Source organism: Cognatundibacterium squillarum (assembly GCF_014652435.1).
GTDB classification, from domain to species: Bacteria; Pseudomonadota; Gammaproteobacteria; order Burkholderiales; family Burkholderiaceae_D; genus Undibacterium; species Undibacterium squillarum.
This window is the reverse complement of record NZ_BMYU01000005.1, coordinates 16,051-40,495: the sequence shown is the minus strand read 5'-3', so window position 1 is coordinate 40,495 and position 24,445 is coordinate 16,051. Positions and strand designations below refer to the sequence as shown.

Below are 24,445 nucleotides of genomic sequence, written 5' to 3'. Positions count from 1 at the left end.
ACCGCATTTGAGGCAATTTCGGGCAATTTCAGGCATTTTCCAGCCTGCACGGCTAGCACTGGCTCAGCGCCACTCTTCGCCGATACTCAGACGCTCATCAAAACGCCAGACTTTACGGATTTCCAGCACATCGTAATCAGCACTGATTGCCTCCGGAAAAATGGCATAGCGGGCATTCAGCTTCGCAATATTCCGGATCGCCTGATCCAGCTCATTACTGCCGCTGGAACGGTGAATCACCACTTCCTCCACACTGCCGTCTTTCCGGATCACCACGGTCACCACCGCATCGCCGCGCGACTTATTGCGGGCGCTGTCGGAGTAATTCAGATTGCCGTTACGCTCCCACTTCTGCGCGATACTGTCTGCATACATCCGCAAATGCACGTTACGCTCCGTTGCACCCAGATACAGCTTACGGCGACCGCCCTCGGTCAACATATTGGTGGGCGGCGCCCCCTTCAGTAAATTCAGCCCGCGTGCCTGATCGCGCAGACGGCTCGCAAAATCGCCGGGGCCGGAAGAAATCGCTTCATTGCCCTTGCTGGTGCCTGTCGCCAGCGGATCATTGCCGCCACCCTGCGTAACACCCGCCTTTGGTGTCGCTGCACTGCCATCCTGACGCGCACCGCTGCCCTTGCCTTCAGTGCCAGCCCCGGACGTCGCAGCCTTACTTTGCAAACGCCCCGCTTCCGCCTGCGCTGCGGCCATCTGCGCCAGCCGGCTTTCGGTGGCACGCCGCATCTCCTCTTTTTGCTGCTGACGGCTGGCCGCCGCTTGCTGATCCAGCTGCGACTGCACGGATTCGGCTTCACGCTTCGCTTGCTCCTGTGCTTTCGCAAGCGCACTGACTTGCTCCTGCTGTTCGCGGTCCGTCACTCTGAAATTCGCCTGTTCACGGGCGCGCTGACGTCGCAGCTCCCGTTCCGCCGCTGCCTGCTCCTGCAAACGCTGCGCTACGGCATCCTGCACCGGCTCGGCAGGACGTGCTTGCAGTGCGGTAGTCGCCATCTGATCAAGACTTGCCAGACTTTGCTGTAAGCGCTGCGCTTCGGCTTTTTTCTGCTCAGCCAGACGCTGTTCGGCCAGTTGCTGCTCCGCCAGTCGCTGTGCCTCTCTTGCCTTAGCTGCCTCCTGCTCACGCAACTGCTGTTGTTCCGCACTGATTTGTGCACGAATTGCCTCTGCCTGGACTTTCACATCGGACTGCATAGATTTTGTCAGCTCGGCGCCGGATGCCGGTGTCGCGAACAACAACGCTTCCGGTGCCAGCGTTTTCTGACGAGCCTGCACTTTTTCCGGCGCCGGAACATACTTTGCCGGCGCTGGCGCAGGTTCTTGTTCGGTTTCCGGTTCCGTCACGGTTTTCGGCGACTCTTCAGCGACAGCAACTTTTTGCGCAGGTTCGCTGCTTTGCTCGGTCGTGCCGGACACTTTGACCGGATCATCGGGATGCGGATTCGCCACTAAAAAACTGTCAACCCGAAAACGATCCTGCGCGATGATCAGCGGTGCAGCATCAGGCGCACCTTTTTTTATTGAGACAGGCGCTTTTTTGACGGATTTACGCGGCTGCGTCACTGTTTTCTGTGCCGGTTCCGCAGTCGCAGCTGACCTTACCGTTTTTGGCAACTCCACCAGTTGTATGCCGGTACGCGGCGCTGACGGTGCCGCGTCAGCAGCTTGTTCCGGTGCCTTAATTGCGGACTGCGGTGCCGGTGGTTGCGGTGTCACTGAGTATGCAGTTTTCTCTTCCTGCGCCACCGGTTCAGCTGTCTGCAGGCGAACCTGCAAAGGGGGCGGCACCAGCTCCGCCGCTTTGCCCGCTTCGGACGCATCCGCAGCTTCCCTGCTGTCCCCGCCAAACTGCAGCGACAACAGCAACACATGCACCAGCAATGACAACAACAGCCCCAGCCGCAAGCGACTGAGGTCTGACTGGTTCGTCTGCTTTGATTCCGTCAACTGCAACACACTCATTGTTTATCTGGTCCGGTACTCAATCTCTGACACATTTGATCATACCGCTGCGCGGAGGCTGCTTGTCGCCTGTCGGCCACAATCTGACACTGGCGCACGGTGACGCAGTGCAGGAGTCTGCCATATTTCCGGCAGACCGACAGATTTGCAGCGATGAAACTACCAAAACAGCCACACTAATGCAAAAATTGCTATGCACATTTAAAGCAGCATAAGCAAATTTCATATCAAGACGCTGCACACACAGCTCAGTATTCTCTCTCCGTATCAAACTATAACGAGGTCGCAGATGAAGAAGATTCACATTATCGACTCCCACACCGGCGGAGAACCCACCCGCGTCATTATTGGCGGCGGACCAGAACTCGGTAACGGCAGCATGGAACAGCGCCTGCACGTATTTCGCGAACAGTTCGATCACTACCGCAGCGCTACCGTCTGCGAGCCACGCGGTTCGGACGTGATTGTCGGTGCACTGCACTGCGAAACCAGCCATCCGGACTGCGTTTCCGGTGTGATTTTTTTCAATAACGTCGGCTATCTCGGCATGTGCGGTCACGGCATGATCGGTTACATCGTCACGCTGGCGTATCTGGGCAAAATTCAGCCCGGCATACACAAAGTCGAAACGCCAGTAGGTATCGTTGAGGCGGAACTGAACGAAGATTTCAGCGTCACTGTCCGCAACGTTCCCTCTTACCGCTATCAGGCAGCTGTACGTGTTCAAGTACCGGGCGAAGGCGTCGTGACCGGCGATATCGCATGGGGCGGCAACTGGTTCTTCCTGATCAACGATCACGGTCAGGATTTATCGCTGAAAAATACTGAACGCCTGACCGAGTACGCATGGAAGGTCAGACAAGCACTCGAAGCACAAGGCATCACCGGCGAAAACGGCGGTCTGATTGATCACATCGAATTATTCGGCAAGCCGCAGTCCGCTGAAAATCACAGCAAGAGTTTTGTACTGTGCCCGGGCAAAGCCTATGACCGCTCTCCTTGCGGCACCGGCACCAGCGCCAAGCTGGCCTGTCTGGCCGCTGATGGCAAACTGCAGGAAGACAGTATCTGGCATCAGGAAAGCATACTCGGCAGCGTATTCCATGCTTCGTATCGCTTTACCGATGCTGAAAAACACAAAATTCTGCCAACGCTGCGCGGCACAGCCTTCGTGAATGCCGACAGCCAGCTGATTCTGAACGAACGTGACCCTTTCATCTGGGGTATCCGCTAACCGGCGATATCCTTTCCGCCCTGCTGCCCCGCACCCCATCCCCCTCGCGCGCGCAGCAGGTTTTTTTTATTCCCGCCACATTTCCTTACCTCAAGCGGTAACCTGTCCGCGCAAACTAAAGCGCAAACCTATCCGTATCACCATCAGGTTCAGCCTGCAGCAATCTCCGCAAACACACTGATCACGAACGGCAATTCGCTACACAACAAATAAAAAAGCACCGCAACTGCGGTGCTTTTTTTGCCTGAATCCGGCAAGCGGAATCAGACTTTTTTGCGAATCACTTCACGGTATTCACTCGGCGTCATTCCCACTGTCGCTTTAAATACGCGGGAAAATGCGCTGTGATCCTGATAGCCGCATGCCAGTGCAATTTCCGTAATACTGGTATTGGTTTCTGCCAGCATAATCGATGCCGCATCCAGACGAATCTTGACCATCATCTGACGTGGTGTCAGCGAAAAGATTTTGTGGAAATTCCGTTCCAGCTGCGCAATCGATAAGCCGGTCAGTTTCACCAGTTCTGCCATTGTGACTGTCTGCGCATAATTCTGGTGCAGATACTTCACGGCAGCGGCGATTTTTGCATATACCGGATGATGCTGATCCGGCGTCGCCAGATCACGCGAAATGCCGCACATACCCACGATGTGACCACGTTCATCGCGCAGTGGATTTTTCTGCGTCAGGCACCAGCCCGGAGAACGGTTCGGATACAGATGCAATTCCAGCTGATCGCGCAACTCACGCGAACCGCGCAGCACTATGGCATCCTGCGCGGCATAGCTGATTGCCAGCGAGCTGGGGAATACATCTTCTGCCTTACGACCAATCAATGCATTTTTTTCACGCAAACCACAGCGGCGCACCAGGGTTTGGTTCACAACGACATAACGCCCTTCCGTGTCTTTTACGAAAAAGACGATATCAGACATGGTGTCGAACAATTGTTCAGCAAAAAATACATCACTAAGCTGGTTTGCGAGATTATGACGCTTCTCTACAGCTGAGAAAATTGCATGTTTTTCCATCGGATCACTTTCACAAGATGAGCTTAATATATTTATCTAATATATTAAGGATGAGAGCATACCTGATTCCGGATAAAAAGGCTTAACTTTTCATCATAAACGTGTGCGAAATGTGCTTATGAACCTACAAAAGTTGGCGCAAACGATTTCTCGTCAATAAGTATTTGCCACAAGGAAAAAAATCAGCGTTTTTAAATATACTAACTGCATTTTAAACGCTGAATCATAACGTAACTGCGATACACACTGTGCAGAAATCTACATCACCTCCTGCACAAAACATGAAATCAGAATAGCATTACTGAACATCTGTGAAATTAAATTCCCTGAAACCGGGGATTTTCAGTTTTATATTACCAGCGTGAACCTTCAGCGCAAGGCCGTGTCAAAGCTTTCAAGTTACTTTCAAAATGCATAATATGCTGAATGAACTTATTCAGCGTAAAATTCAAGAAAAAGCAGTAATATATACAAAAAATATTGGAATATTCAGGGAATAAAGATGCTTACCAAAGTCGAAGCGACCACACCTAGCGCGCCCAAGAAGCGTGCTGCAGATATCGCCTATGATGCGATTGAGAGCATGATCGTCAGCCTGGATCTGAAACCGGGCGCACCGATTGTGGAATCTGAACTTGTTGAACGTACCGGACTGGGCCGCACGCCACTGCGCGAAGCGCTGATGCGTATGTCATCCAATGGTCTGATCATTCAGATGCCGCGCCGCGGCCTGATCATCAGCGATATTGAGCCAGCTGAACACATGACACTGGTGGAAACCCGTCGCGTTGTGGAAAGACTGATTGCGCAAAGTGCTGCGCGTCGCGCCAATCCGCAGCAACGCAAAGCGATGGTGGAATGTGCTGAAAAGATGCTGATTGCCGCCAAACGCCACGATCTGAATGAATACATGGCAGCGGATCAGGAATTCGATTACGTAGTCCACGAAGCCTGCCGCAACCCGTCTGCGGTGCAGGCGGTGATTCCGATGATTATAAAATGCCGCCGCTTCTGGTATGCATTCCAGCACGAAGGCGATGTGGAAGAAGGTGCGCGTAACCATATGCTGGTCGCGAAAGCGATTTCCAAAGGCAATGAAGATCTGGCGATGAAAGCATCCGATGGTCTGATGGATTATCTGGAGTCATTCGCCCGTAAAGTGATCGGCTGACCGCATCCTCTGTCTTCAGACAAAAGCGCGATTCAGAAATAAAACGGGGCAATCAAATTGCCCCGTTTTGCCTGATATCGCTGATTTGCTCAGTCAGTCCGGTCCGTTGCGTCGTCTGCGGTCAACACTGACTGCGAACGATGCAGGACCGAAATCAGTCTTCGTCTTCCTGTGGCTCGCCACCCTCTTCCGTCTTCAGGAATTCCTGCACGCTGCGACTTAAGCCCAGTGAAGGTTCTTCAACATAGTTTGCCAGCAGATGAGCGCGGCTGTCTGGCGTTTCCAGACTCATACGGCCCAGCGCACCGCTGCGGAAGTCCAGCAACAGCGTGTGCGACGCTTTTTCAAAATCCAGATCACCGCCCTTGATTCGGAAACCACGTTGTTTCGCGATATTTTCGACCACCCCGACCGCATCCAGCCCGTCCAGTGAAAACTTATAACGTGCGCTGATCGCTGCAGGATATTTATCCAGCAACTGCCCGGCCAGAAACACCGCGACTTCTTCTTCAATCACTGCATTCACGCCGACTGCATGGCAGGCAGCAAGCATCAGACCATCGGTAGGATGTTCAATTTTTGGCCACAGCATCCCCGGCGTATCCGTCAGGATCATGTTTTTGCCCAGATACAGGCGCTGCTGGGTTTTGGTAACAGCCGGTTCATCACCGACATTGGCTACCCGCTTTTTCAGCAAGGCATTCATCAGCGTGGATTTTCCGACGTTCGGAATGCCCATGATCATCATGCGCAAAGGCTTGGTCGGCACCGCACGATGCGGGCAGATTTTCTGCGCCAGCAAAGGGATTCTCGCCACGTCAGCCGGCTTTTTACAGCTGAGTGCTACCGCATGCACGTTTTTCTGCGCATTGTAAAAATCAAGCCAGGCTTTGGTCGCTGCCGGATCAGACAGATCCGCTTTATTCAGAATCTTCAGACAAGGACGCTGACGTGCTGCCCGGATTTGCTCCACCATGGGATTACAGCTGGCCTGAGGAATGCGGGAATCCAGCACTTCGATCACCAGATCGGTGCTTTCCATCGCCTCGGCAGCTTTCTTCCGGGCGGCATTCATATGCCCGGGAAACCATTGTATCGACATATTTTTCGTCAAACTTATTCAAACCGCTATTGTACGGGAGAGTCTGGCCGAATGACGACCTGCACCGGACGCGGCGACCGATAAAAACCGTGAAATCCGCTGATTGTGAGCGGTATGGATATACAAAATCACCATTCCGGTGATCTTCAGGGATTTTATTGCAGCGATCAGGCCGTTCAGCGATCCGGAGTTTCAAACCCAAGCCAGCAGGATTGCGATGCTAAACCGTGCCGGAAATGCATCGCTATTGTGCAGCTATCGTCATCACGCATTTCCGAAGGCCCGGACTTTCCGCCGACGACAGCGGGGTCGCTATGCAGAACACCGCATTTGGGCCTGAAAATGCCTGAAATTCGTTGCAGGAGACGCCGCAGAGGACGATCACGCGATGCTGCGGAAGGATGCCGGAAATCCAGACAGCACAGGCTGACAATGCTGCTAAGGCGCTTTTTTAGTCGCAGGCAAATCTGCAGTCAGTTTTTTCAGCGGTTCAATCAGTTCATTTTTAACGCTGATCGATAACTGGTAATGGTCAATCTTCCAGCCCTGTGCAGTCAGCACCACCACGCCGCTGGCCTGACACAAACCCAGATCGGTATCCAGCTGTTCATCAAACCATGCCCATTTGCCGGACAAATCCGGTTTCAGATGCCGCTCACGCACATGGAAAGTCCAGGCCTTGCCGCGCTGAAAAAACGGTTCCGACCATTTGATGAATTCGGCGCGGGTCCAGCGCTCATCAGGGTCGGTGCCGATAAACACGGCGTTTCCGGTCATTTTGTCAAAATATGCGCGGTCAGCGCGGGCCGCATCGTTGTGCCACTGATCGAGCAATGCATGAATGGCTTTTTCTGCTTTGTTTGCATTCTGCTTTGCAGTTGTCGCAAGCGGCGCAGCGGCAGGTGTGGCAGCGTCTGCCAGCGCAAACGGAGACAGGCTCATCGTGGCTGCGCTCAGTGCGATTATCAGATGTATTTTTTGCATAGTGTCAGGCTCTTTCAGTCTGCGGGAATTCAGGAAATTCAGGTCAGTCCGGTCAGTACAGACAGATGGGCGATTACACTTTTACTCAGCGCATTCAGGTTATAGCCGCCTTCCAGACAACTGACGATGCGACCTGATGCATGCTTTTGTGCCACCTGCAGAATCTGTTGCGTCATCCACGCGTAATCTGCTTCCGTCAGACGCATTTGCGCCATTTCGTCGTCACGATGGGCGTCAAAGCCGGCGGAAATCAATACCAGCTCCGGCTTGAATCGCTGCATCGCCGGCAACCAGCTTTGATTCACGATACGGCGTATCACTTCGCCATCCGTGCTTGCATCGACTGGGGTGTTTAGCATATTTTCTGCCGGAAATTCCGTACCGCAATACGGGTAAAACGGGTGCTGAAAAAAGCCCGTCATCAGAATACTGTTATCGCCGCTGAAAATATCCTCGGTGCCATTACCGTGATGCACATCAAAATCCACAATCGCAATACGCTTCAGGCCGTAACGCTCCTGCGCATAGCGCGCGGCAATTGCCACATTATTGAAAAGGCAAAAACCCATGGATTGCGATGCACTGGCGTGATGACCGGGCGGACGAATCGCGCAAAAGGCGTTATCTGCCTCGCCCTGCATTACCGCATCCACTGCGGCCATCGCTAAACCTGCGGCGCGCAGTGCTGCCTGCCAGCTGTGCGCATTCAGACCGGTGTCTGCATCCAGCGGAAAATGCGCATATTCAGATTGCCGCGACGGGCAGTTTTCGCGGATGCGGTAAATCGCATCTGCCGTATGCACACGCGCCAGATCTGCTTCGGTTGCCAGCGAGCCCGAGCGCCAGTCCAGCGCAGCCGCCACAGCGCTTTGCCTGACCGCGTCTTCAATCGCCTGCAAACGTGATGGTGCCTCAGGATGCCATGCACCCATTTCGTGTAATTTACAGTCGTCGTGGCTGAAAAATGCAGTCTTCATGTCCAATGCTATCTAACAAAATGCGGCTTTCCTGCGTAACTGAATGCCATGCAGCCACAATGGTGTCTGCACAACGCACTGTGCCGTTCTGCCGCTGATCGCGACAGAAACAAATCAGTTTAAACCAGTCGGCGGCTGGCAATACATCCGGCAGGGAATTAAAAGTTACAATTGTCGCAGCAATTCACCGATCAACTTTGCCGTATTTCAACTCCATCCGTCATGCACAGGAACATTCAACGCCTTTCCGAGCAGTTAAATTCCATCATTATCGGCAAAGAACCTCAGGTTAAGCTGGCCGTCGTTTGTCTGATTGCAGGCGGGCATTTGCTGATTGAAGACTTACCCGGTGTCGGGAAAACAACGCTGTCCCATGCGCTGGCGATGTCGCTGGGACTGAAATTTACCCGCGTGCAATTCACCAGCGATCTGCTGCCCGCGGATATCACCGGTATTTCTGTGTTTAACCGTGAGCGCCAGCAATTCGAGTTTCATCCCGGTCCGGTCTTCAGTCAGGTATTGCTGGCCGATGAAATTAACCGCGCCACACCAAAATCCCAGTCTGCGCTGCTGGAAGCGATGGAGGAAGGCCAGATTTCAGCAGACGGGGTCAGTCATCGCCTGCCGCTACCGTTTTTTGTGATCGCCACGCAGAATCCGTCGCACCAGCTGGGCACACACCCGTTGCCGGAATCTCAGCTTGACCGCTTTCTGATGCGTATTTCGCTCGGTTATCCCGACCGTGAGGCCGAGCGCGCGTTACTGAAAGGTGATGACCGCAGAACGCTGATGAATACGATGGGAACCGCGATGTCGCTGGACGCCTTCCTGACGCTGCAGCAGCAGACCGGCCGCATTTTTGTGTCGGACAAGCTGGTCGATTACATACTTACGCTTGCTGCCGCGACACGCCATTCCGGTCTGTTCGCAGAAGGTATGAGTCCGCGTGCATCGCTGGCACTGGTGCAGGCAGCCCGCGCCTGGGCGCTGACTGAAGGTCGCGATCATGTCTTGCCGGAAGATGTGCAAGCCGTGTTTATTCCTGTTGTTGCGCATCGTCTGAGAGTCGCGAACACATCGCAGGGAAGGACAGAAACCAGCGCCACACTGCTGCGCAAAATTCTGCAGGAAACCGCCGTCTGATATGCGCTTCCCGCCATTCAGCGCACTGCGGCGTGTTATCAGCGATTTGCCGGCGCAATTTTTCTGGATCCGGCGCAGGCCCGAATCAGGCATCGTCAGACTGAATCAGAAACGCATCTACACCGTACCGTCACGGAGCGGCTGGATGCTGCTGCTGGTTTTGCTGATCCTGTTCATCACTTCAACCAATTACAACCTGAATCTCGGTTTTATCCTGACATTCACCATTGCGGGCATTGCCTTTGTGAGTGTGTTTCAGGGATTTTCTAATCTGGTGAATCTGGAACTGGAACCGGTGGCAGCAGAAAACACGTTTGCCGAGGATGCCAGTAATATCCGGCTGAAAATCCGCAATCCGGGCAAGCGTGCGCGCTATGCCATCTGGATAGGCTGGAAGCATGCGCCGGAACAAAAGCAGGCATACGATATCGCACCGGAAAGCGAAATCATCATACAGCTGCCCCTGATGACCACGCAGCGCGGTCGCTGTCAGGTACCGATCATCACTCTGCATACCTGGTTTCCGTTAGGATTGCTGCGCGCATGGAGTTACTGGTATCCGGATATGCAAGCCATCGTGTATCCGAAACCGGAACAGACCGCGCCGCACATTCCCTTGTCCGGTGAAGGCGAGGATGAAACTGCGGGCAACGCAGGTGGCGGTGAGTTTTCCGGTATTCGCCCCTATCGTCAGGGAGACTCCCTGAAACAACTGGCCTGGAAACAAATCGCACGTCTGGATCCGGATGGCAGCAATGAATTGCTGACCAAAGAATATACGCAGCGCGGCGGTGGCGAAACCGTGCTCGATCTGCAGCACCTGCTGCACCAGCTTCCGTTAGAGCAGGCACTTTCCAGAGTAACTGCGTGGATATTGCAACTGGAGCAACGGCACACCGACTATGGTTTGCACACCGGCGACCTGCGTATTCCGGCATCGTCCGGTCAGGAACATGCGCGCCGCTGCCTTGAAATACTGGCTTTATATGGTGAGCGCTCATGAGTCTTTTTTCATTCAGGATGACGCAGGATAAAAGCAACTCCGTACTGCTGACCGTTTCGTGTTTTACCGCTGTCCTGCCGCATTTTTTCCACAGTGCAGCATGGGTAATTGCCGGTAGCAGCATTGCGCTGATCTGGCGACTGTGGCTCGTCATGTCCGGCCGCAAATTACCGTCGCCAGTGTTTCTGTTGCCATACGTCTGTCTGATGATGGCCGGCGTGTGGAATGCATTTCACACATTCCTGGGAAAAGATGCCGGCGTGACCATGCTGATTTTACTGATCAGCTGCAAACTGCTGGAAATGCATGCAAAGCGTGACTTGTATGTCGCGGTATTTCTCGCTTATTTTTTGCTGTTAACAGGATATTTATACAATCAGACGATATTCACCGGCATACTCAGCATACTGTCGATTTTATTGCTGACAGCATCACTGAGTACTTTTCAGTACACATCCGCCATACCACCATTGGCACAACGGCTTCGTTCCAGCGCAAAGCTGTTGCTGGCAGCCATTCCTGTGATGCTGATCGGATTTTTTCTTTTCCCGCGCATTCCCGGTCCGCTGTGGGGATTACCCGGCGACGAAAGTCACGGAAAATCCGGCTTGTCTGACACGCTGAACCCGGGCAACATCAGTGATCTGGTTCTGAATGAAGATATTGCATTCCGGGTCAAATTTCATAATTTCCCGAAAGATAAATCCGTTCTGTACTGGCGCGGCATCGTACTGGATGAGTTTGACGGACGCAGCTGGAAAGCGTCTGCACAAAGTAAAACCGCTTCAGGACAGACAAGTTCCGGCCTGACCTCGCGTGGCAATATGATCAGCTACGACGTAACGCTGGAACCTCATCAGAAGAAATGGTTATTTGCGCTGGATATTCCGGATACTGCACCGCGCATTCAGGGGAATCCTTCATACATCAGTATGAATATGGAATTGCGCTCAGGCTTGCCTGTCGTCAGTCGCCAGAAATACAGCCTGCGTTCGTTTACCGCATATCACTTTGCGAAGAATATCGATCCTGCCGAAAAGCAACAGAATCTCCTGCTGCCCGGTGGCAGTAATCCGCAGACACGCATTTTTGCCAGACAGTTACGCAAGCAAAGTACGAACGATGTTCGTTATATCCAGTCCGTTCTTGCATACTTCACCAATCAGGGGTTCGAATACACCCTGCATCCGGCCAAAGCCGGTCCGCACGCGATCGACGAATTCTTATTTAAGGGCAAGAAAGGCTTTTGTGAGCATTATGCAAGTGCATTTGCTTTCATGATGCGCGAGGCCGGAATTCCGGCAAGAATCGTGACCGGCTATCAAGGCGGTATGCAAAATCCGATTGACGAATATTTCGAAGTACGTCAATCGGATGCGCACGCATGGACGGAAATCTGGCTGCCGGCTACCGGATGGACGCGAATCGATCCGACTGCGACGATTGCACCCGAGCGCATCCACCAGAATTTTTATCAATCCAATGGGGTGCGCGGATTTGCCGCGGTTGTATCTTCGGTTTTCCAGAATCAGAGCTGGCCGCAGTATTTGCAAATGTACTGGGATGCGACAAATAACGAATGGAACCAGTGGATTCTCGGATATGGTCAGCAAAAACAAGAAAGTTTGCTGCGCTCATTTGATTTCTCCAATCTCGATTTTGAGAAATCTGCGATTGTCGCAACTTCGCTTGCATGTGGCGTTTTCGGTATTGCCGGCATCATTTCACTTCGTGGCAGGCGTAAATTGAAGAATGCCGACTTTTACTACGAAAAATTTTGTCAGCACATGGCAAAACAAGGCTTACGAAAAGAACTCAGTGAAAGTCCCATGCACTTTCTGGCGAGACTGGAGCAACATACGCCTCCGAAAAAATTTCAAGATATTAAAGAATTTCTGATCTGTTATGCGCAGTATTGCTACACCGAGAACACCAGCTCCGAGCAGATCATTTGTAAACAATTAAGAAGCATTCTTTACCGGATTCAACATGACAAGTAACTTCAATCTGTTATCTCACAACTCCTGCAAAATACTGAAAGCCGGCGCTCTCTTCTTTGCAGCTATGATTTCAGTATCCACGCCTGCAGTCGCAGCAAAAACAAAAAAAGCGGGAACAAAAGTCGCGACTGCCCCACCTGCCGCAACGGCTGTCAGCCACGTACAGTTCAGTGAATTCAGTGACGTAAAAGCGTTTATTCAGGAGATCCAGGCAAAGCAGATTATGGATGAAGCTGCTGCATCCAGATTTTTTGCTGAAGCAGTCCATCTGGAAAAAGTAAAGCAACTGATTAAACCCGCACCACCCGGCAAACCAAAGAACTGGCAAGCGTACAGAAGCCGCTTCATTGAAGCTGTTCGCATCAACAAAGGTCTGCAGTTCTGGGAAGAGAATGCTTCTACGCTGCAACGTGCAGAAGCAGAGTTCGGCATTCCGCCGGAAATCATCGTCGGTCTGATCGGCATTGAAACGATGTACGGCAAAAATACAGGCCAGTTCAGAGTGGCTGATGCACTGGCGACGCTGGCATTTGATTACCCTGACACACCGAATCGCGAGTCGCGCCAGCGTTTTTTCAGAGATGAGCTGGAAGCACTGCTTGTCATCGCAAAGAATTCACATAGCGACCCGTTTGCATATAAAGGCTCTTATGCCGGTGCAATCGGTTTGCCGCAATTCATGCCCGGCAGTATTTTGCGTTACGCGGTCGATTATGATCGTGACGGAAAAATTGACTTAGCAAACTCACCGGCAGATGCCATCGGCAGCGTTGCAAACTATCTTTCAAAACACGGCTGGAAGAGAGCACTGCCCGTCGCGTACCCTGCAACCCTGCTCTTACCAGCTGATCACCCCTCAGTACGCGAAGCAATTGACCGGGGTTTAAAAGCGACATTCAGCTACGAGCAAATCAGCGCACTTGCCGGTATTTCCAGTGACAATATTCCTGTACATATTTCTTATGGCCTGATCGACCTTCAGAACGGTGCAGCACAAGATGAGTTCTGGGTGGGTACCGATAACTTTTACGCGATCACTCAGTATAACCGCAGCTACTTTTATGCCATGTCGGTGTATGAGCTTGGAAGAATCATCAGGATTACAAAAGAAAAGTGATTATTTTTAACGTTTTCCAAATTTCTTTTAACAATATCTTTCGTTCTTACTAATTGATCTTAGGCACTTTTTATCCAATACTAGTCATGCGGGAAACGAATTCCCGGCAAGAAACAAATGATTCTCTATGTTCTTTTCGTCACACAACCAGGAGCTTCTTTGCGGTTTTCCATAATAAATGGTAATATTTAAGCATTATCACAATGTCATAATTTTTGCGAAATTGTGTCAATACATTTAACAATGTTTTGCTCTTTTTATGCAAAGTGAATTAGATTTTAAAGCTACAATATTACCGATTGGTTAATTCTCATTGAAGCGCTAAGACCAGCATCAATAGACAATAGCGAGGTAATTATGGCAAATCTGACTCAGCTTGAATCGGATGAAATCGACTACGATCCAAATAATCTTTTGGATACACTGATTAAACATCTGCATTTAAAAAATGACGCAGCACTCTCCCGTGCACTGGAAGTTGCACCACCTGTAATCAGTAAAATCCGTCATCGCCGCCTGCCGGTTGGTGCGTCCTTGCTGATCCGCATGCACGAAATCAGCGACATCAGCATCAAAGAACTGCGTGAACTGATGGGTGACCGTCGTGCGAAATTCCGCATCAGTGACAAACAGTTTAAACCAAAAGATAAAGCAGCTTAATCTTTGGTCTCTGCCCGCTATTAACGGGCAAAGATAAAATACCGAAATTGCATTTTATGCACTTTCGGTATTTTTATTTTCTGAAGCTGTATTATTCATGCACCACAAGAAGAATGCCCGTCAGAAAGTAAAACTGCTTATTGACGGGCTTTCTTTAAGCCGGCTCAGGCAGGAAATACGCCAGTAGAAAGATAGCGGTCACCACGGTCGCAAACAACGAATACAATCACTGCATTCTCGACAGTTTCAGCAACCCGCAACGCAACTTCGCAAGCACCTGCAGCTGAAATACCGCAGAAAATACCTTCTTCCACCGCCATTCTGCGCGCCATATGCTCCGCATCAGCCTGACTGACTGACAGAACCTGATCTATACGGCTCCGGTCAAAAATCTTGGGCAAATAAGCCTCTGGCCATTTACGAATTCCCGGAATAGATGAGCCATCCTCCGGTTGCGCACCAATAATCTGCACAGCAGGGTTTTGTTCTTTCAAAAATGAAGAAACCCCCATAATTGTTCCGGTAGTGCCCATTGCACTGACAAAATGCGTAACTCTGCCATTCGTATCACGCCAGATTTCCGGGCCTGTGCCCTCATAATGCGCCAGAGGATTATCCTGATTTGCAAACTGATCCAGGATAACGCCCTTGCCTTCTTTTTGCATCGCCTCTGCAAGATCTCGTGCGTACTCCATCCCCCCGGATTTCGGCGTCAGGATAATTTGCGCACCATAGGCAGCCATACTCTGGCGACGTTCAACACTCAGGTTTTCCGGCATGATCAGCACCATTTTATAACCACGCATTGATGCTGCCATTGCCAGAGCGATTCCCGTGTTTCCGCTTGTCGCTTCAATCAGCGTATCACCGGGCTTAATCAGGCCTTTAGCTTCAGCACGCTTAATCATGGAAATTGCCGGTCTGTCTTTAACCGAACCGGCAGGATTGTTACCCTCGAGCTTGCCCAGAATAATATTATTGCGACGTTCGTTTTCGATACCCGGAATGCGTTGCAGACGTACCAGCGGCGTATTACCGATAGTGTCTTCTATGGTCAGAAATTTCATATGATTATGTCGAAGATAAATATTGACCTATTCTAATCCCCATCAAGACATACTGCATTCATAATGCCGGTCAATTCACATTGATTTAAGCAGATACGGACGTTTTATATCTCGGGATAAAAATTGCGCCTTTAAAATCAAGTCTCTACAGAGCTTATAAGGAACATATATTTTTCGAATAAGCTAATAACAAAAAACCCGGCCTCGATTGACCGGGTTTCTCGAAATAGTTCGTAACTTACTTGGGTTCTTTAGCCGGTTCAGTTTTAGGCTTTTCCTTCGCTTCCGCCTTCAGTTTTTCCTGCTTTTCAGATGATTTTTTCGGTGCGTCAGAAGCTTTATCTGCCCCGGGCTTTGCCTGACCATTGATAGTCAGGCCAGCTTCGGACAAACGAGTGGATGTAACATCACCAATACCTTTGACACGTTTTTGGAAATCAGGCCAGTCTTTGAACGGGCCATTTTTGGTACGCTCTTCGATAATCGCCTTCGATTTTGCAGGTCCCAGCCCACGCAATCCATCCAGAGCAACCTGATCTGCTTTGTTCGCATCAACATCTGCAAATGCGGTACTCATTAATGCGACAAATCCGATAACTGCAACAATCCATTTTTTCCACATATTCGTTCTCCTGAAAAATCTCTGATTGAACAAGAACTGCATTCCTCCGAAAAAAGGAGGCACACCAAGAATATCAAAATTACAATTATTGCAAAACTATCGTTTTTATCAGGTAGAACTCGCGAACAACTCTTCCCTTGAAACGGTTGCCGTTCCCAGCTTACCGACCACGATACCGCCTGCACGATTTGCAATCATGACAGATTCCGGTAAAGACTTACCTTGCATCAGCATCACTGCCAGCGTTGCAATCACCGTATCACCAGCGCCGGAAACGTCATACACTTCACGCGCCATTGCCGGAATATGCAGAATCGCGTCTTCAGTGAACAGACTCATTCCCTCTTCGGACCGCGTCAGGAGTAATCCTCCAAGATTCAAAGAAGCCCTCAGATTCTGCGCCTTTTCAGTCAACTCTGCCTCAGTGCGCCAGTCACCAATCACCTGTCTGAGTTCTGACTTGTTTGGGGTTAGTATCGTAGCTCCTGAATAACGCTCAAAATCAGTACCTTTTGGATCTACCAGCACAGGCTTGCCTGCCCCCCTCGCAACAGAAATCATATCGCGAACATTTGTCAGGCTCCCCTTAGCATAATCAGACAGGATAACCAGATCTGCACTGGCAACTTCGGAAGTGAATGCCGTGAGTTTTGTCTGCAAGACAATCTCGCTGGGTGGCTCCTCAAAATCAATGCGAACCAGTTGTTGCTGACGCCCGATCACACGAAGCTTAATAATTGTCGAAATCGACGGATCATGGCTAAGCTTCGCATCAATTTGCTTTTTTGTCAGCAGTTCTTCGATCGTACTGGCAGCCTCGTCATCACCAACCACGCCAATAAGACCAACCTCCACACCGAGTGCTGCAGCATTAACTGCGACGTTAGCCGCACCTCCCAATCTATCTTCTTTCTTGCTGACACGAACGACTGGCACAGGAGCTTCAGGGGAAATCCTGTTGACATCACCGAACCAGTAACGATCCAGCATAATATCCCCTGCAACCAGCAAGCGCTTTTCAGTTACTTCCATCGTCATCACGCTTTTGCGAGAACAGAGCGGCCAATACCATAATATTCGACACCGATTTCTCTCATCACTGACGGATCATACAAATTACGTCCGTCAAAAATGACCGGTTGTTTCAAACTGCTTTTTACTTTGTCGAAGTCAGGGCTGCGGAATGCCTTCCATTCTGTAACGATTGCTAATGCATCAGCACCATCCAGAGCATCCATAGGATTATTCGCATAACGAACCGCTGTCAGTAATTCGGGTGCATCGTAAAAATCAAGCTCAAGCACACGTTTTGCTTCATCAATTGCGACTGGGTCGTACACAGCAACTGTTGCACCCGCCCTCAGCAACTCCCCCAGCAACACGCGAGAAGGTGCAGCACGCATATCGTCGGTATTCGGTTTGAATGCAAGTCCCCAAACTGCAAAATGTCGGCCAGTCAGATTTTTTCCGAAGCGCTGCGTAATTTTATTGCCCAAAACTTGCTTTTGCTGGTTATTCACAGCTTCCACTGCCTGCAAAATTTGCAGATTCAGACTGTACTCCTGCGCAGTTCTTTCCAGAGCCTGTACATCTTTCGGGAAGCACGAGCCACCATAGCCACATCCTGCGTATAAGAAGCTGTGTCCGATGCGTGGATCAGATCCGATGCCATGACGGACTGCATCAATGTCTGCACCGACATGATCAGCCAGATTTGCCAGTTCGTTCATGAATGAAATGCGCGTCGCAAGCATTGCATTTGCTGCATATTTAGTGAATTCGGCAGATCTGACATCCATCCAGTATGTGCGTTCATGATTCCGGTTGAATGGAGCGTACAGCTTTCGCATCAGATCGCGAGCACGTTCGCCTTCCGAAGTACTGTCGCAACCAATCACAATGCGATCAGGTCGCATAAAGTCTTCAACTGCGGCCCCCTCTTTCAAAAATTCTGGGTTGGAAACCACCGAGAATGGTAACTCTTGTTGACGCGACGACAATTCCTGAGCAATAACAGTCCGGACTTTGTCAGCCGTCCCGACAGGCACTGTTGACTTATCAACAACCACTTTAAATCCTGTCATGTACTTGCCGATGTTGCGTGCAGCAGCGAGTACATACTGTAAGTCGGCAGAACCATCTTCATCTGGTGGCGTTCCGACTGCAATAAACTGGATATCACCGTGCGCAACACTCGCCTCAACATTGGTTGAAAACTTTAACCGGCCAGCCGCACTGTTCCTGCGCACAACTTCCTCAAGACCCGGCTCATGAATAGGGATACCACCAGCGTTAAGGATGTCAATTTTTCGCTGATCGACATCAAGGCAGAATACATCGTTGCCCAGCTCAGCAAGGCACGCACCCGTAACTAAACCGACATAACCGGTTCCGATAATTGTAATTTTCATTTGGCAACCACAATCTAAAATAGTGATAGCAGGTATAAAAACATATCCGCCCACTGGTTTAATTCATAACACTTAATTCTTCTGTACGGCGAGGGGAGTAGGTATCCCATCCATTGCAGCCCGGACAATGCCAGTAATACTGGCGAGCTTTAAATCCGCAATGCGCACATTGATATCGGGCAAATTTATGAGCATATCCACTGACCAGATTTTTGACGACTCCCAGCTCAGGACGCAGTTCAGCGGGTGCTTCCATCATGCGGACGTCCAGCAATTTATCCAGACCAAGCAAAGTTGGTGTTCTTTTCAGCTCGTCCTTCACCATCTGATTAGCCTCTTGCGTCAGGCCAAGCTCAAGTGCAGCTTTATATGCGACCTCCAGTAAATCAACTGACGGCGCCTGCTCAAGAAATGATTTCAGTAAATCGAGCCCCTCCTTCAGCTTTCCTAATTGCCGGTAAGCATCCATAAGTCGCTGTGCGACTAATGCGACATGTGGCACACTTTGCTGCTCAACTTTTACCCATGCATTAATCGCCTTTTCGGGATTTCCCTGTTTAAGGAATACATCGCCGGTAAGAATCGAAGCACGTACATTGCTGCGATCCGTTGCAACTGCTTTTTCAAGCATTTCCAATGCGTGGTCAAATCGGTTTTGTACTAATTCATCCTGCGCCAGCTCACAGTAAAACTGCGCAATCTCTTTCTGACGGCTACCGGCACCGGATTCCTGAAGTGAACCGGCGGCATCAATCGCACGCGCCCATTCTTTTTCACGTTGATAAATTTCCAACAGTGATTTCCGGGCCTGAGGCTCGTATATACCTCCGATCAGCTGCTGGAAAGCTTCCTCTGCTCTGTCTAGCAAACCGGCTTTAAAAAAATCCTGACCCAGTTCGTATTGAGCCTGAACCTTCTGATCATCTGGCAAATCCGGTCTTGCTAACAAACTCTGGTGAACACGGATTGCTCGCTCTGTTTCCCCTCTTCGACGGAACAAATTACCAAGTGCAAAATGTAACTCGATGGCTTCAGGATCTAACTGAACAATTTCAATAAATGCATCGATCGCCTTATCATCCTGATCATTCAGAAGGAAATTCAATCCTTTGAAATATCCTCTGGGCAAAGTCCTTGTATCCGAGATAAGTTGCCGGATGTCAACACGCGCCGCAATCCAGCCCAGGCTGAAAAAGAGCGGAATACCCAGCAACCACCAGACTTCAAATTCCATATACGTTATCTGTTTAAAATGTGACTGTCTTTGTCAGACAAATAAATTTATGTGTTGCGTACACTATCAGGCTGAGGTGCCTGCGTTGCCGCCTGCTGAGCGGCATCACGCTCCTTTTCAACTTCAGCAAGTGTTTTTCTGTGATGCGTCAGATCACGGCGATGTCTGTACACCATCGGTACCATTGCCATTGCGCCGATAACAGCACCGGCAATAAAGAAAATCAGCAGCATAATTACCAAAGGTGCCGACTGTTGAAAACCAAAGAAATATTTCAGAGTAACGATTTCATCGTTCTTCAGGGCAAATCCAAAAAAGCCGACGAATAACAGCAGAGTTAATAACCTTGAGATATATTTCATAAAAGTTTCCCGACAGAATGAGATCGGCACAATTAGTTTCTGCGCAATAGAAAGCATTGTACTGAAAAAAAACGGTATACCGCGAACCGGTATACCGTTTTTTCATTCTGGCATAACGAGGTATCACTGATTCAATCGTCTCGAATCGGCTGCCCCACCATTGCATCCACACGCTCGCGCAACTCCTTGCCGGGCTTAAAATGCGGCACCCTTTTCTCAGGCACCATCACCTTATCCCCAGATTTTGGATTACGTCCGATACGCGGAGGACGACAATTCAAGGCAAAACTGCCAAAACCACGAATTTCAATACGCTGACCGGTTGCAAGAGCATCGGTCATTGCGTCAAGTATGGTCTTGACAGCGACATCCACATCTTTAGCAACAAGCTGTGGATATCGTTCTGCCAGACGAGCAATCAGCTCAGACTTCGTCATATCAACAAAACCTTAATCAGTGACGATTAGTTTTTGTTGTCCAGTTTTGCTTTCAGCAGTGCACCCAGGCTGGTTGTACCGGCAGATGCGCTTGCGTCAGCAGACATTTTTTGCATAGCTTCCTGAGTTTCAGCGGAATCTTTTGCTTTGATCGACAGCTGGATAGAACGTGCTTTACGATCAATGTTCAGAATCATCGCTTCAACTGTGTCGCCTGCTTTCAGGTGAGAACCAGCATCTTCCACGCGATCACGGGAGATTTCAGATGCACGCAGATAGCCTTCTACGTCGTCTGCCAGTTGAACAACTGCACCTTTCGCTTCAACAGACTTCACTGTACCTGTAACAACTGCACCTTTGTCGTTCATTGCAGTGAAGTTAGTGAATGGATCACCTTCCAGTTGTTTTACGCCCAGAGAAACGCGCTCACGCTCAACGTCGATTGCCAGAACAACCGCTTCCAGCTCGTCACCTTTCTTGAACTTGCGAACAGCTTCTTCGCCAGCTTCGTTCCAGGACAGATCAGACAGGTGAACCAGACCATCGATGTTGCCTGCCAGACCGATGAATACGCCGAAGTCGGTGATCGATTTGATCGCGCCTTTAACTTTATCGCCTTTTTTGTGATTCATTGCAAAGTCATCCCATGGATTTGCTTTGCACTGTTTCATACCCAGGCTGATACGACGACGCTCTTCGTCGATTTCCAGAACCATAACTTCAACTTCGTCACCCAGTTGAACAACTTTGTTCGGAGCAACGTTTTTGTTTGTCCAGTCCATTTCGGAAACGTGAACCAGACCTTCGATGCCTTGTTCGATTTCAACGAATGCACCGTAGTCGGTCAGATTAGTCACTTTACCGAACAGGCGTGTGTTCGCTGGGTAACGACGGGACAGACCTGTCCATGGATCGTCGCCCAGTTGTTTTACGCCCAGAGAAACGCGGTTTTTCTCTTGATCGAATTTCAGAACTTTTGCAGTGATCTCTTGACCAACTGTCAGCACCTCGGATGGGTGACGTACACGGCGCCATGCTAGGTCGGTGATGTGCAGCAGACCATCGATACCACCCAGATCAACGAATGCACCGTAGTCAGTGATGTTTTTAACAACACCGGTAACCACTGTGCCTTCTTTGAGGGTTTCCATCAGTTTAGCGCGTTCTTCACCCATAGATGCCTCAACAACTGCACGACGGGACAGAACTACGTTATTACGTTTGCGATCCAGCTTGATAACTTTGAACTCCATTGTTTTACCTTCGTATGGAGTTGTATCTTTAACTGGACGTGTATCAACCAGGGAACCTGGCAGGAACGCACGGATACCGTTGGTCAGAACGGTCAGACCACCTTTAACTTTACCGTTAACAGTACCGGTAACCAGCTCGCCGGATTCCAGTGCTTTTTCCAGTGCCAGCCAGGAAGCCAGACGTTTTGCTTTGTCACGGGACAGGATAGTGTCACCGAAACCATTTTCCAGGGAATCGATTGCAACGGAAACGAAATCGCCGATTTGCACTTCGAGTTCGCCCTGGTCATTGCGGAATTCTTCAACAGGGATAAATGCTTCGGATTTCAGGCCAGCATTTACGATTACAAAGTTATGATCGATGCGAACGACTTCAGCAGAAATCACTTCACCGGAACGCATATCCTGACGGGACAGGGACTCTTCGAACAGTGCCGCGAAGCTGTCTGGACCGGTTGCGAAATCTTGGGACATGAATACAGTAGACATAATAATAGAGAGTAAGCCGGCTAACACGGAGCGTCAGACGGGGTTAAGTTAAACAACCCTGGGCGAGCTTGCCTCTGCTCAGGGGCCAAACAATATTAGTCAGCAACATTTGTTGCGACTTGCGCATACCAGTCAAGAACTTGCTGCACTGCCTGCTCTGCAGTCATCGCAGATGTATCCAGAACGTATGCATCTGGTGCGGGTTTGAGGGGCGCTGTAGTCCGGGAGCTATCCCGTGCATCACGTTCGATCAAATCTTTTACCAAGTCTTCCATATTAGCAGCAATTCCTTTTTCCTTCAATTGCTTATAACGGCGCGACGCTCTTGCTTCAGCTGAGGCTGTCAGAAAGACTTTAAGCACTGCATCAGGAAAAATGACAGTCCCCATATCCCGTCCATCCGCAACTAAGCCGTTGCCAGTACGAAATGATAGCTGAAGATCAACCAGTGCCTGACGAACCTGCGGCAAAACAGCAATTCGGGAAGCTGCCACGCCTATTTGCTCCGCCCGCACTTCGTCCGTTACATCTTTATCTGCGAGGTAAACGTGTCCGTGATTAAAATGGCAAGGCAGTACTCTTGCCATCGCCGCGATCGATAATTCATCATCCAGTGCCACCTGCGCATTGATTGCGCTCAGTGCAGTAAGTCGATACAAAGCACCTGAATCGAGATACTGAAATCCGAGATGCTTCGCGACACGGTGCGCAACGGTTCCCTTCCCTGAAGCAGTCGGACCATCAATCGTAATTACTTTGCAATTTTTTTCCATATTTCCTTTTCCAACCAGATACTGCCTGTCTTTTGCATTTGCCAAAAGTTCGATTCAGAACAAATCCTCGTGCCTCAGGCTTGCAAAAACATCAAAATATTCCGGAAAAGTCTTTGCGACACACTGCGGCTCCATAATACGCATTGCTGCGCCGCGCCGGAGCTTCCCGTCCAGACTGGCAAGCGAAAAACACATCGCCATACGGTGGTCATCATATGTCGCGATTTCTGCAGACTGAATTTGGGTTGGTGGCGAAATACACATATAGTCGCTGCCCTCTTCAATTGTCGCACCAAGCTTCCGCAACTCTGTCGCCATCGCATTGAGCCGATCCGTTTCCTTCACTCGCCAGCTGGCAATATTTCGTAACGTTGTTGTTCCGTTCGCATACAATGCAGCGACCGCCAGCGTCATCGCTGCATCCGGAATATGATTGCAATCGAGATCAATACTCTGCAATGGCGTATGACATTCAGCCTCAATCCAGTTGTCGCCCTTGCGAATTTCCACTCCCATTTGAGCAAGCGCATCGGCAAAACGGACGTCTCCCTGAATTGAGCTATCTCCGACGCCCTCCACTCTTACCGGTCCGCCGCCAATTGCGCCAGCAGCCAGAAAATAGGAGGCAGACGAGGCATCGCCCTCCACGTAAATAGTCCCGGGTGATTGGTATTGCTGACCATGACGGACAGTGAATGCCTGCCATCCATTACGCTCAACCTGCACTCCGAAGCGCTCCATCAGATTTAATGTGATCTCGATGTATGGCTTCGAAATCAGATCCCCGACAACCTCTATGGTTACGTCATGTTGTTGCGCAATCAAAGGCGCCGCCATTAGCAAGGCTGTCAGGAACTGACTTGACACATTACCCCTGACTTGCAAACGATGTGCGTGAAACGCTCCCTGATGGATATGTAAAGGCGGGTATCCTGCGTTACCAGTGTAATCAATTGATGCGCCAGCATCATTCAATGCATCAACCAGATCGCCAATCGGGCGCTCGTGCATACGAGGTACGCCGTGAATTGCGTAATCTCCGCCGAGGACAGCGAGAGCAGCAACCAAAGGCCTGATAGCTGTTCCTGCATTCCCCATAAATAAGTCAGCCTGACGAACCGGAAATTTACCTCCGACGCCCTCTACAGTGTACTTTTGCGTATCGTGACACTGACGCCAGTGTACCCCCAGCTTTTGCAACGCATTCAGCATCACCAGCGTATCGTCTGAGGCGAGCAAATCATGAATTTCCGTTGTGCCACGTGAGAGTGCAGCTAGCAATAGCGTACGGTTTGATATACTTTTCGAGCCAGGCAAACGAATCCTGCCCTCGGCTTTCATTAATGGGTGCAGGTCAATAAACGGCGGATAAGTCTTTAATGCTGTTTTCATATC

At 50.3% G+C, this 24,445-nt stretch carries 22 protein-coding genes; 7 read left to right on the top strand and 15 right to left on the bottom strand.

Going from position 1 to position 24,445, the window contains the following annotated elements; genetic code table 11:
• Window positions 1–63: 63 nt before the first annotated feature.
• Window positions 64–1,980 carry a TonB family protein gene (locus tag IE092_RS11175; RefSeq protein WP_189357269.1) on the bottom strand — a complete coding sequence of 639 codons (1,917 nt, stop codon included), beginning with the start codon at window positions 1,978–1,980 and terminating at the stop codon, window positions 64–66.
• Window positions 1,981–2,269: 289 nt separating this feature from the next.
• Here IE092_RS11175 and IE092_RS11170 point away from each other — a divergent pair, with 289 nt between their 5' ends.
• Window positions 2,270–3,214, top strand: coding sequence for a 4-hydroxyproline epimerase (locus tag IE092_RS11170; protein ID WP_189357268.1), 945 nt, complete (start codon window positions 2,270–2,272; stop codon window positions 3,212–3,214).
• A 263-nt stretch (window positions 3,215–3,477) separates the two neighbouring features.
• Here the strand turns inward: IE092_RS11170 and IE092_RS11165 are convergent, their stop codons facing one another.
• Window positions 3,478–4,245: an AraC family transcriptional regulator gene (locus IE092_RS11165; protein WP_189357267.1), complete on the bottom strand. Its 768-nt coding sequence runs from the start codon at window positions 4,243–4,245 to the stop codon at window positions 3,478–3,480.
• A gap of 502 nt (window positions 4,246–4,747) precedes the next feature.
• Between IE092_RS11165 and IE092_RS11160 the strand changes: the two genes are divergently transcribed.
• The gene (locus IE092_RS11160) at window positions 4,748–5,416 is read left to right on the top strand and encodes a GntR family transcriptional regulator (protein ID WP_189357266.1); all 669 of its coding nucleotides are present in this window, start codon (window positions 4,748–4,750) and stop codon (window positions 5,414–5,416) included.
• Between the two features lie 154 nt (window positions 5,417–5,570).
• On the opposite strand, the gene ylqF is transcribed toward IE092_RS11160, so the two are convergent.
• The 3 genes from ylqF to IE092_RS11145 all read right to left on the bottom strand — a co-directional run bounded on the left by ylqF (window position 5,571) and on the right by IE092_RS11145 (window position 8,479).
• The gene (ylqF, locus tag IE092_RS11155; RefSeq protein ID WP_189357265.1) at window positions 5,571–6,518 is read right to left on the bottom strand and encodes a ribosome biogenesis GTPase YlqF; all 948 of its coding nucleotides are present in this window, start codon (window positions 6,516–6,518) and stop codon (window positions 5,571–5,573) included.
• 438 nt (window positions 6,519–6,956) lie between these two features.
• Entirely contained in the window at window positions 6,957–7,502 is a 546-nt protein-coding gene (locus IE092_RS11150; protein WP_189357264.1) for a nuclear transport factor 2 family protein, read from the bottom strand.
• Between the two features lie 38 nt (window positions 7,503–7,540).
• Window positions 7,541–8,479: a histone deacetylase family protein gene (locus tag IE092_RS11145; RefSeq protein ID WP_189357263.1), complete on the bottom strand. Its 939-nt coding sequence runs from the start codon at window positions 8,477–8,479 to the stop codon at window positions 7,541–7,543.
• A gap of 222 nt (window positions 8,480–8,701) precedes the next feature.
• Between IE092_RS11145 and IE092_RS11140 the strand changes: the two genes are divergently transcribed.
• The 5 genes from IE092_RS11140 to IE092_RS11120 all read left to right on the top strand — a co-directional run bounded on the left by IE092_RS11140 (window position 8,702) and on the right by IE092_RS11120 (window position 14,402).
• The gene (locus IE092_RS11140) at window positions 8,702–9,622 is read left to right on the top strand and encodes an AAA family ATPase (RefSeq protein WP_189357262.1); all 921 of its coding nucleotides are present in this window, start codon (window positions 8,702–8,704) and stop codon (window positions 9,620–9,622) included.
• 1 nt (window position 9,623) lies between these two features.
• Window positions 9,624–10,625 (top strand): DUF58 domain-containing protein, encoded by a 1,002-nt coding sequence (locus IE092_RS11135; RefSeq protein WP_229793140.1) that lies wholly within the window; start codon window positions 9,624–9,626, stop codon window positions 10,623–10,625.
• Window positions 10,622–12,625 (top strand): transglutaminase TgpA family protein, encoded by a 2,004-nt coding sequence (locus IE092_RS11130; RefSeq protein ID WP_189357260.1) that lies wholly within the window; start codon window positions 10,622–10,624, stop codon window positions 12,623–12,625. The genes IE092_RS11135 and IE092_RS11130 overlap by 4 nt, the downstream gene beginning before the upstream one ends.
• Window positions 12,615–13,742 (top strand): lytic murein transglycosylase B, encoded by a 1,128-nt coding sequence (gene mltB / locus IE092_RS11125; RefSeq protein ID WP_189357259.1) that lies wholly within the window; start codon window positions 12,615–12,617, stop codon window positions 13,740–13,742. Before IE092_RS11130 ends, mltB begins: the two co-directional genes overlap by 11 nt.
• Window positions 13,743–14,099: 357 nt before the next feature.
• Window positions 14,100–14,402, top strand: a complete 303-nt coding sequence (locus IE092_RS11120) for a hypothetical protein (RefSeq protein WP_189357258.1) — start codon at window positions 14,100–14,102, stop codon at window positions 14,400–14,402.
• A gap of 164 nt (window positions 14,403–14,566) precedes the next feature.
• Here IE092_RS11120 and cysM read toward each other — a convergent pair whose 3' ends face one another.
• From cysM to aroA, 10 genes are all read right to left on the bottom strand, one after another.
• Window positions 14,567–15,469: a cysteine synthase CysM gene (gene cysM / locus IE092_RS11115; protein ID WP_189357257.1), complete on the bottom strand. Its 903-nt coding sequence runs from the start codon at window positions 15,467–15,469 to the stop codon at window positions 14,567–14,569.
• A 238-nt stretch (window positions 15,470–15,707) separates the two neighbouring features.
• Complete coding sequence (locus tag IE092_RS11110; protein ID WP_229793139.1) at window positions 15,708–16,091, bottom strand: ComEA family DNA-binding protein; 384 nt, start codon at window positions 16,089–16,091, stop codon at window positions 15,708–15,710.
• Window positions 16,092–16,199: 108 nt separating this feature from the next.
• Entirely contained in the window at window positions 16,200–17,129 is a 930-nt protein-coding gene (gene rfaE1, locus IE092_RS11105; RefSeq protein WP_189357256.1) for a D-glycero-beta-D-manno-heptose-7-phosphate kinase, read from the bottom strand.
• Entirely contained in the window at window positions 17,129–18,502 is a 1,374-nt protein-coding gene (locus IE092_RS11100; protein ID WP_189357476.1) for a UDP-glucose dehydrogenase family protein, read from the bottom strand. The genes rfaE1 and IE092_RS11100 overlap by 1 nt, the downstream gene beginning before the upstream one ends.
• Window positions 18,503–18,560: 58 nt before the next feature.
• Window positions 18,561–19,736, bottom strand: coding sequence for a lipopolysaccharide assembly protein LapB (lapB, locus tag IE092_RS11095; protein WP_189357255.1), 1,176 nt, complete (start codon window positions 19,734–19,736; stop codon window positions 18,561–18,563).
• 47 nt (window positions 19,737–19,783) lie between these two features.
• A complete protein-coding gene (locus IE092_RS11090) occupies window positions 19,784–20,098 on the bottom strand; it encodes a LapA family protein (protein ID WP_189357254.1) in 315 nt (104 codons plus the stop codon).
• Between the two features lie 131 nt (window positions 20,099–20,229).
• The gene (locus IE092_RS11085; RefSeq protein WP_189357253.1) at window positions 20,230–20,535 is read right to left on the bottom strand and encodes an integration host factor subunit beta; all 306 of its coding nucleotides are present in this window, start codon (window positions 20,533–20,535) and stop codon (window positions 20,230–20,232) included.
• 26 nt (window positions 20,536–20,561) lie between these two features.
• Entirely contained in the window at window positions 20,562–22,262 is a 1,701-nt protein-coding gene (rpsA, locus tag IE092_RS11080) for a 30S ribosomal protein S1 (RefSeq protein WP_189357252.1), read from the bottom strand.
• A gap of 110 nt (window positions 22,263–22,372) precedes the next feature.
• Window positions 22,373–23,050: a (d)CMP kinase gene (cmk, locus tag IE092_RS11075; RefSeq protein WP_189357251.1), complete on the bottom strand. Its 678-nt coding sequence runs from the start codon at window positions 23,048–23,050 to the stop codon at window positions 22,373–22,375.
• A 54-nt stretch (window positions 23,051–23,104) separates the two neighbouring features.
• Window positions 23,105–24,442 carry a 3-phosphoshikimate 1-carboxyvinyltransferase gene (gene aroA, locus IE092_RS11070; RefSeq protein ID WP_189357250.1) on the bottom strand — a complete coding sequence of 446 codons (1,338 nt, stop codon included), beginning with the start codon at window positions 24,440–24,442 and terminating at the stop codon, window positions 23,105–23,107.
• Between the last annotated feature and the right edge of the window lie 3 nt (window positions 24,443–24,445).

Coding starts and splice junctions, on each gene's coding strand:
- IE092_RS11175 (WP_189357269.1), bottom strand. CDS start 1,980: ATGAGTGTGTTGCAGTTGACGGAATCAAAGCAGACGAACCAGTCAGAC.
- IE092_RS11170 (WP_189357268.1), top strand. CDS start 2,270: ATGAAGAAGATTCACATTATCGACTCCCACACCGGCGGAGAACCCACC.
- IE092_RS11165 (WP_189357267.1), bottom strand. CDS start 4,245: ATGGAAAAACATGCAATTTTCTCAGCTGTAGAGAAGCGTCATAATCTC.
- IE092_RS11160 (WP_189357266.1), top strand. CDS start 4,748: ATGCTTACCAAAGTCGAAGCGACCACACCTAGCGCGCCCAAGAAGCGT.
- ylqF (WP_189357265.1), bottom strand. CDS start 6,518: ATGTCGATACAATGGTTTCCCGGGCATATGAATGCCGCCCGGAAGAAA.
- IE092_RS11150 (WP_189357264.1), bottom strand. CDS start 7,502: ATGCAAAAAATACATCTGATAATCGCACTGAGCGCAGCCACGATGAGC.
- IE092_RS11145 (WP_189357263.1), bottom strand. CDS start 8,479: ATGAAGACTGCATTTTTCAGCCACGACGACTGTAAATTACACGAAATG.
- IE092_RS11140 (WP_189357262.1), top strand. CDS start 8,702: ATGCACAGGAACATTCAACGCCTTTCCGAGCAGTTAAATTCCATCATT.
- IE092_RS11135 (WP_229793140.1), top strand. CDS start 9,624: ATGCGCTTCCCGCCATTCAGCGCACTGCGGCGTGTTATCAGCGATTTG.
- IE092_RS11130 (WP_189357260.1), top strand. CDS start 10,622: ATGAGTCTTTTTTCATTCAGGATGACGCAGGATAAAAGCAACTCCGTA.
- mltB (WP_189357259.1), top strand. CDS start 12,615: ATGACAAGTAACTTCAATCTGTTATCTCACAACTCCTGCAAAATACTG.
- IE092_RS11120 (WP_189357258.1), top strand. CDS start 14,100: ATGGCAAATCTGACTCAGCTTGAATCGGATGAAATCGACTACGATCCA.
- cysM (WP_189357257.1), bottom strand. CDS start 15,469: ATGAAATTTCTGACCATAGAAGACACTATCGGTAATACGCCGCTGGTA.
- IE092_RS11110 (WP_229793139.1), bottom strand. CDS start 16,091: ATGTGGAAAAAATGGATTGTTGCAGTTATCGGATTTGTCGCATTAATG.
- rfaE1 (WP_189357256.1), bottom strand. CDS start 17,129: ATGACGATGGAAGTAACTGAAAAGCGCTTGCTGGTTGCAGGGGATATT.
- IE092_RS11100 (WP_189357476.1), bottom strand. CDS start 18,502: ATGAAAATTACAATTATCGGAACCGGTTATGTCGGTTTAGTTACGGGT.
- lapB (WP_189357255.1), bottom strand. CDS start 19,736: ATGGAATTTGAAGTCTGGTGGTTGCTGGGTATTCCGCTCTTTTTCAGC.
- IE092_RS11090 (WP_189357254.1), bottom strand. CDS start 20,098: ATGAAATATATCTCAAGGTTATTAACTCTGCTGTTATTCGTCGGCTTT.
- IE092_RS11085 (WP_189357253.1), bottom strand. CDS start 20,535: ATGACGAAGTCTGAGCTGATTGCTCGTCTGGCAGAACGATATCCACAG.
- rpsA (WP_189357252.1), bottom strand. CDS start 22,262: ATGTCCCAAGATTTCGCAACCGGTCCAGACAGCTTCGCGGCACTGTTC.
- cmk (WP_189357251.1), bottom strand. CDS start 23,050: ATGGAAAAAAATTGCAAAGTAATTACGATTGATGGTCCGACTGCTTCA.
- aroA (WP_189357250.1), bottom strand. CDS start 24,442: ATGAAAACAGCATTAAAGACTTATCCGCCGTTTATTGACCTGCACCCA.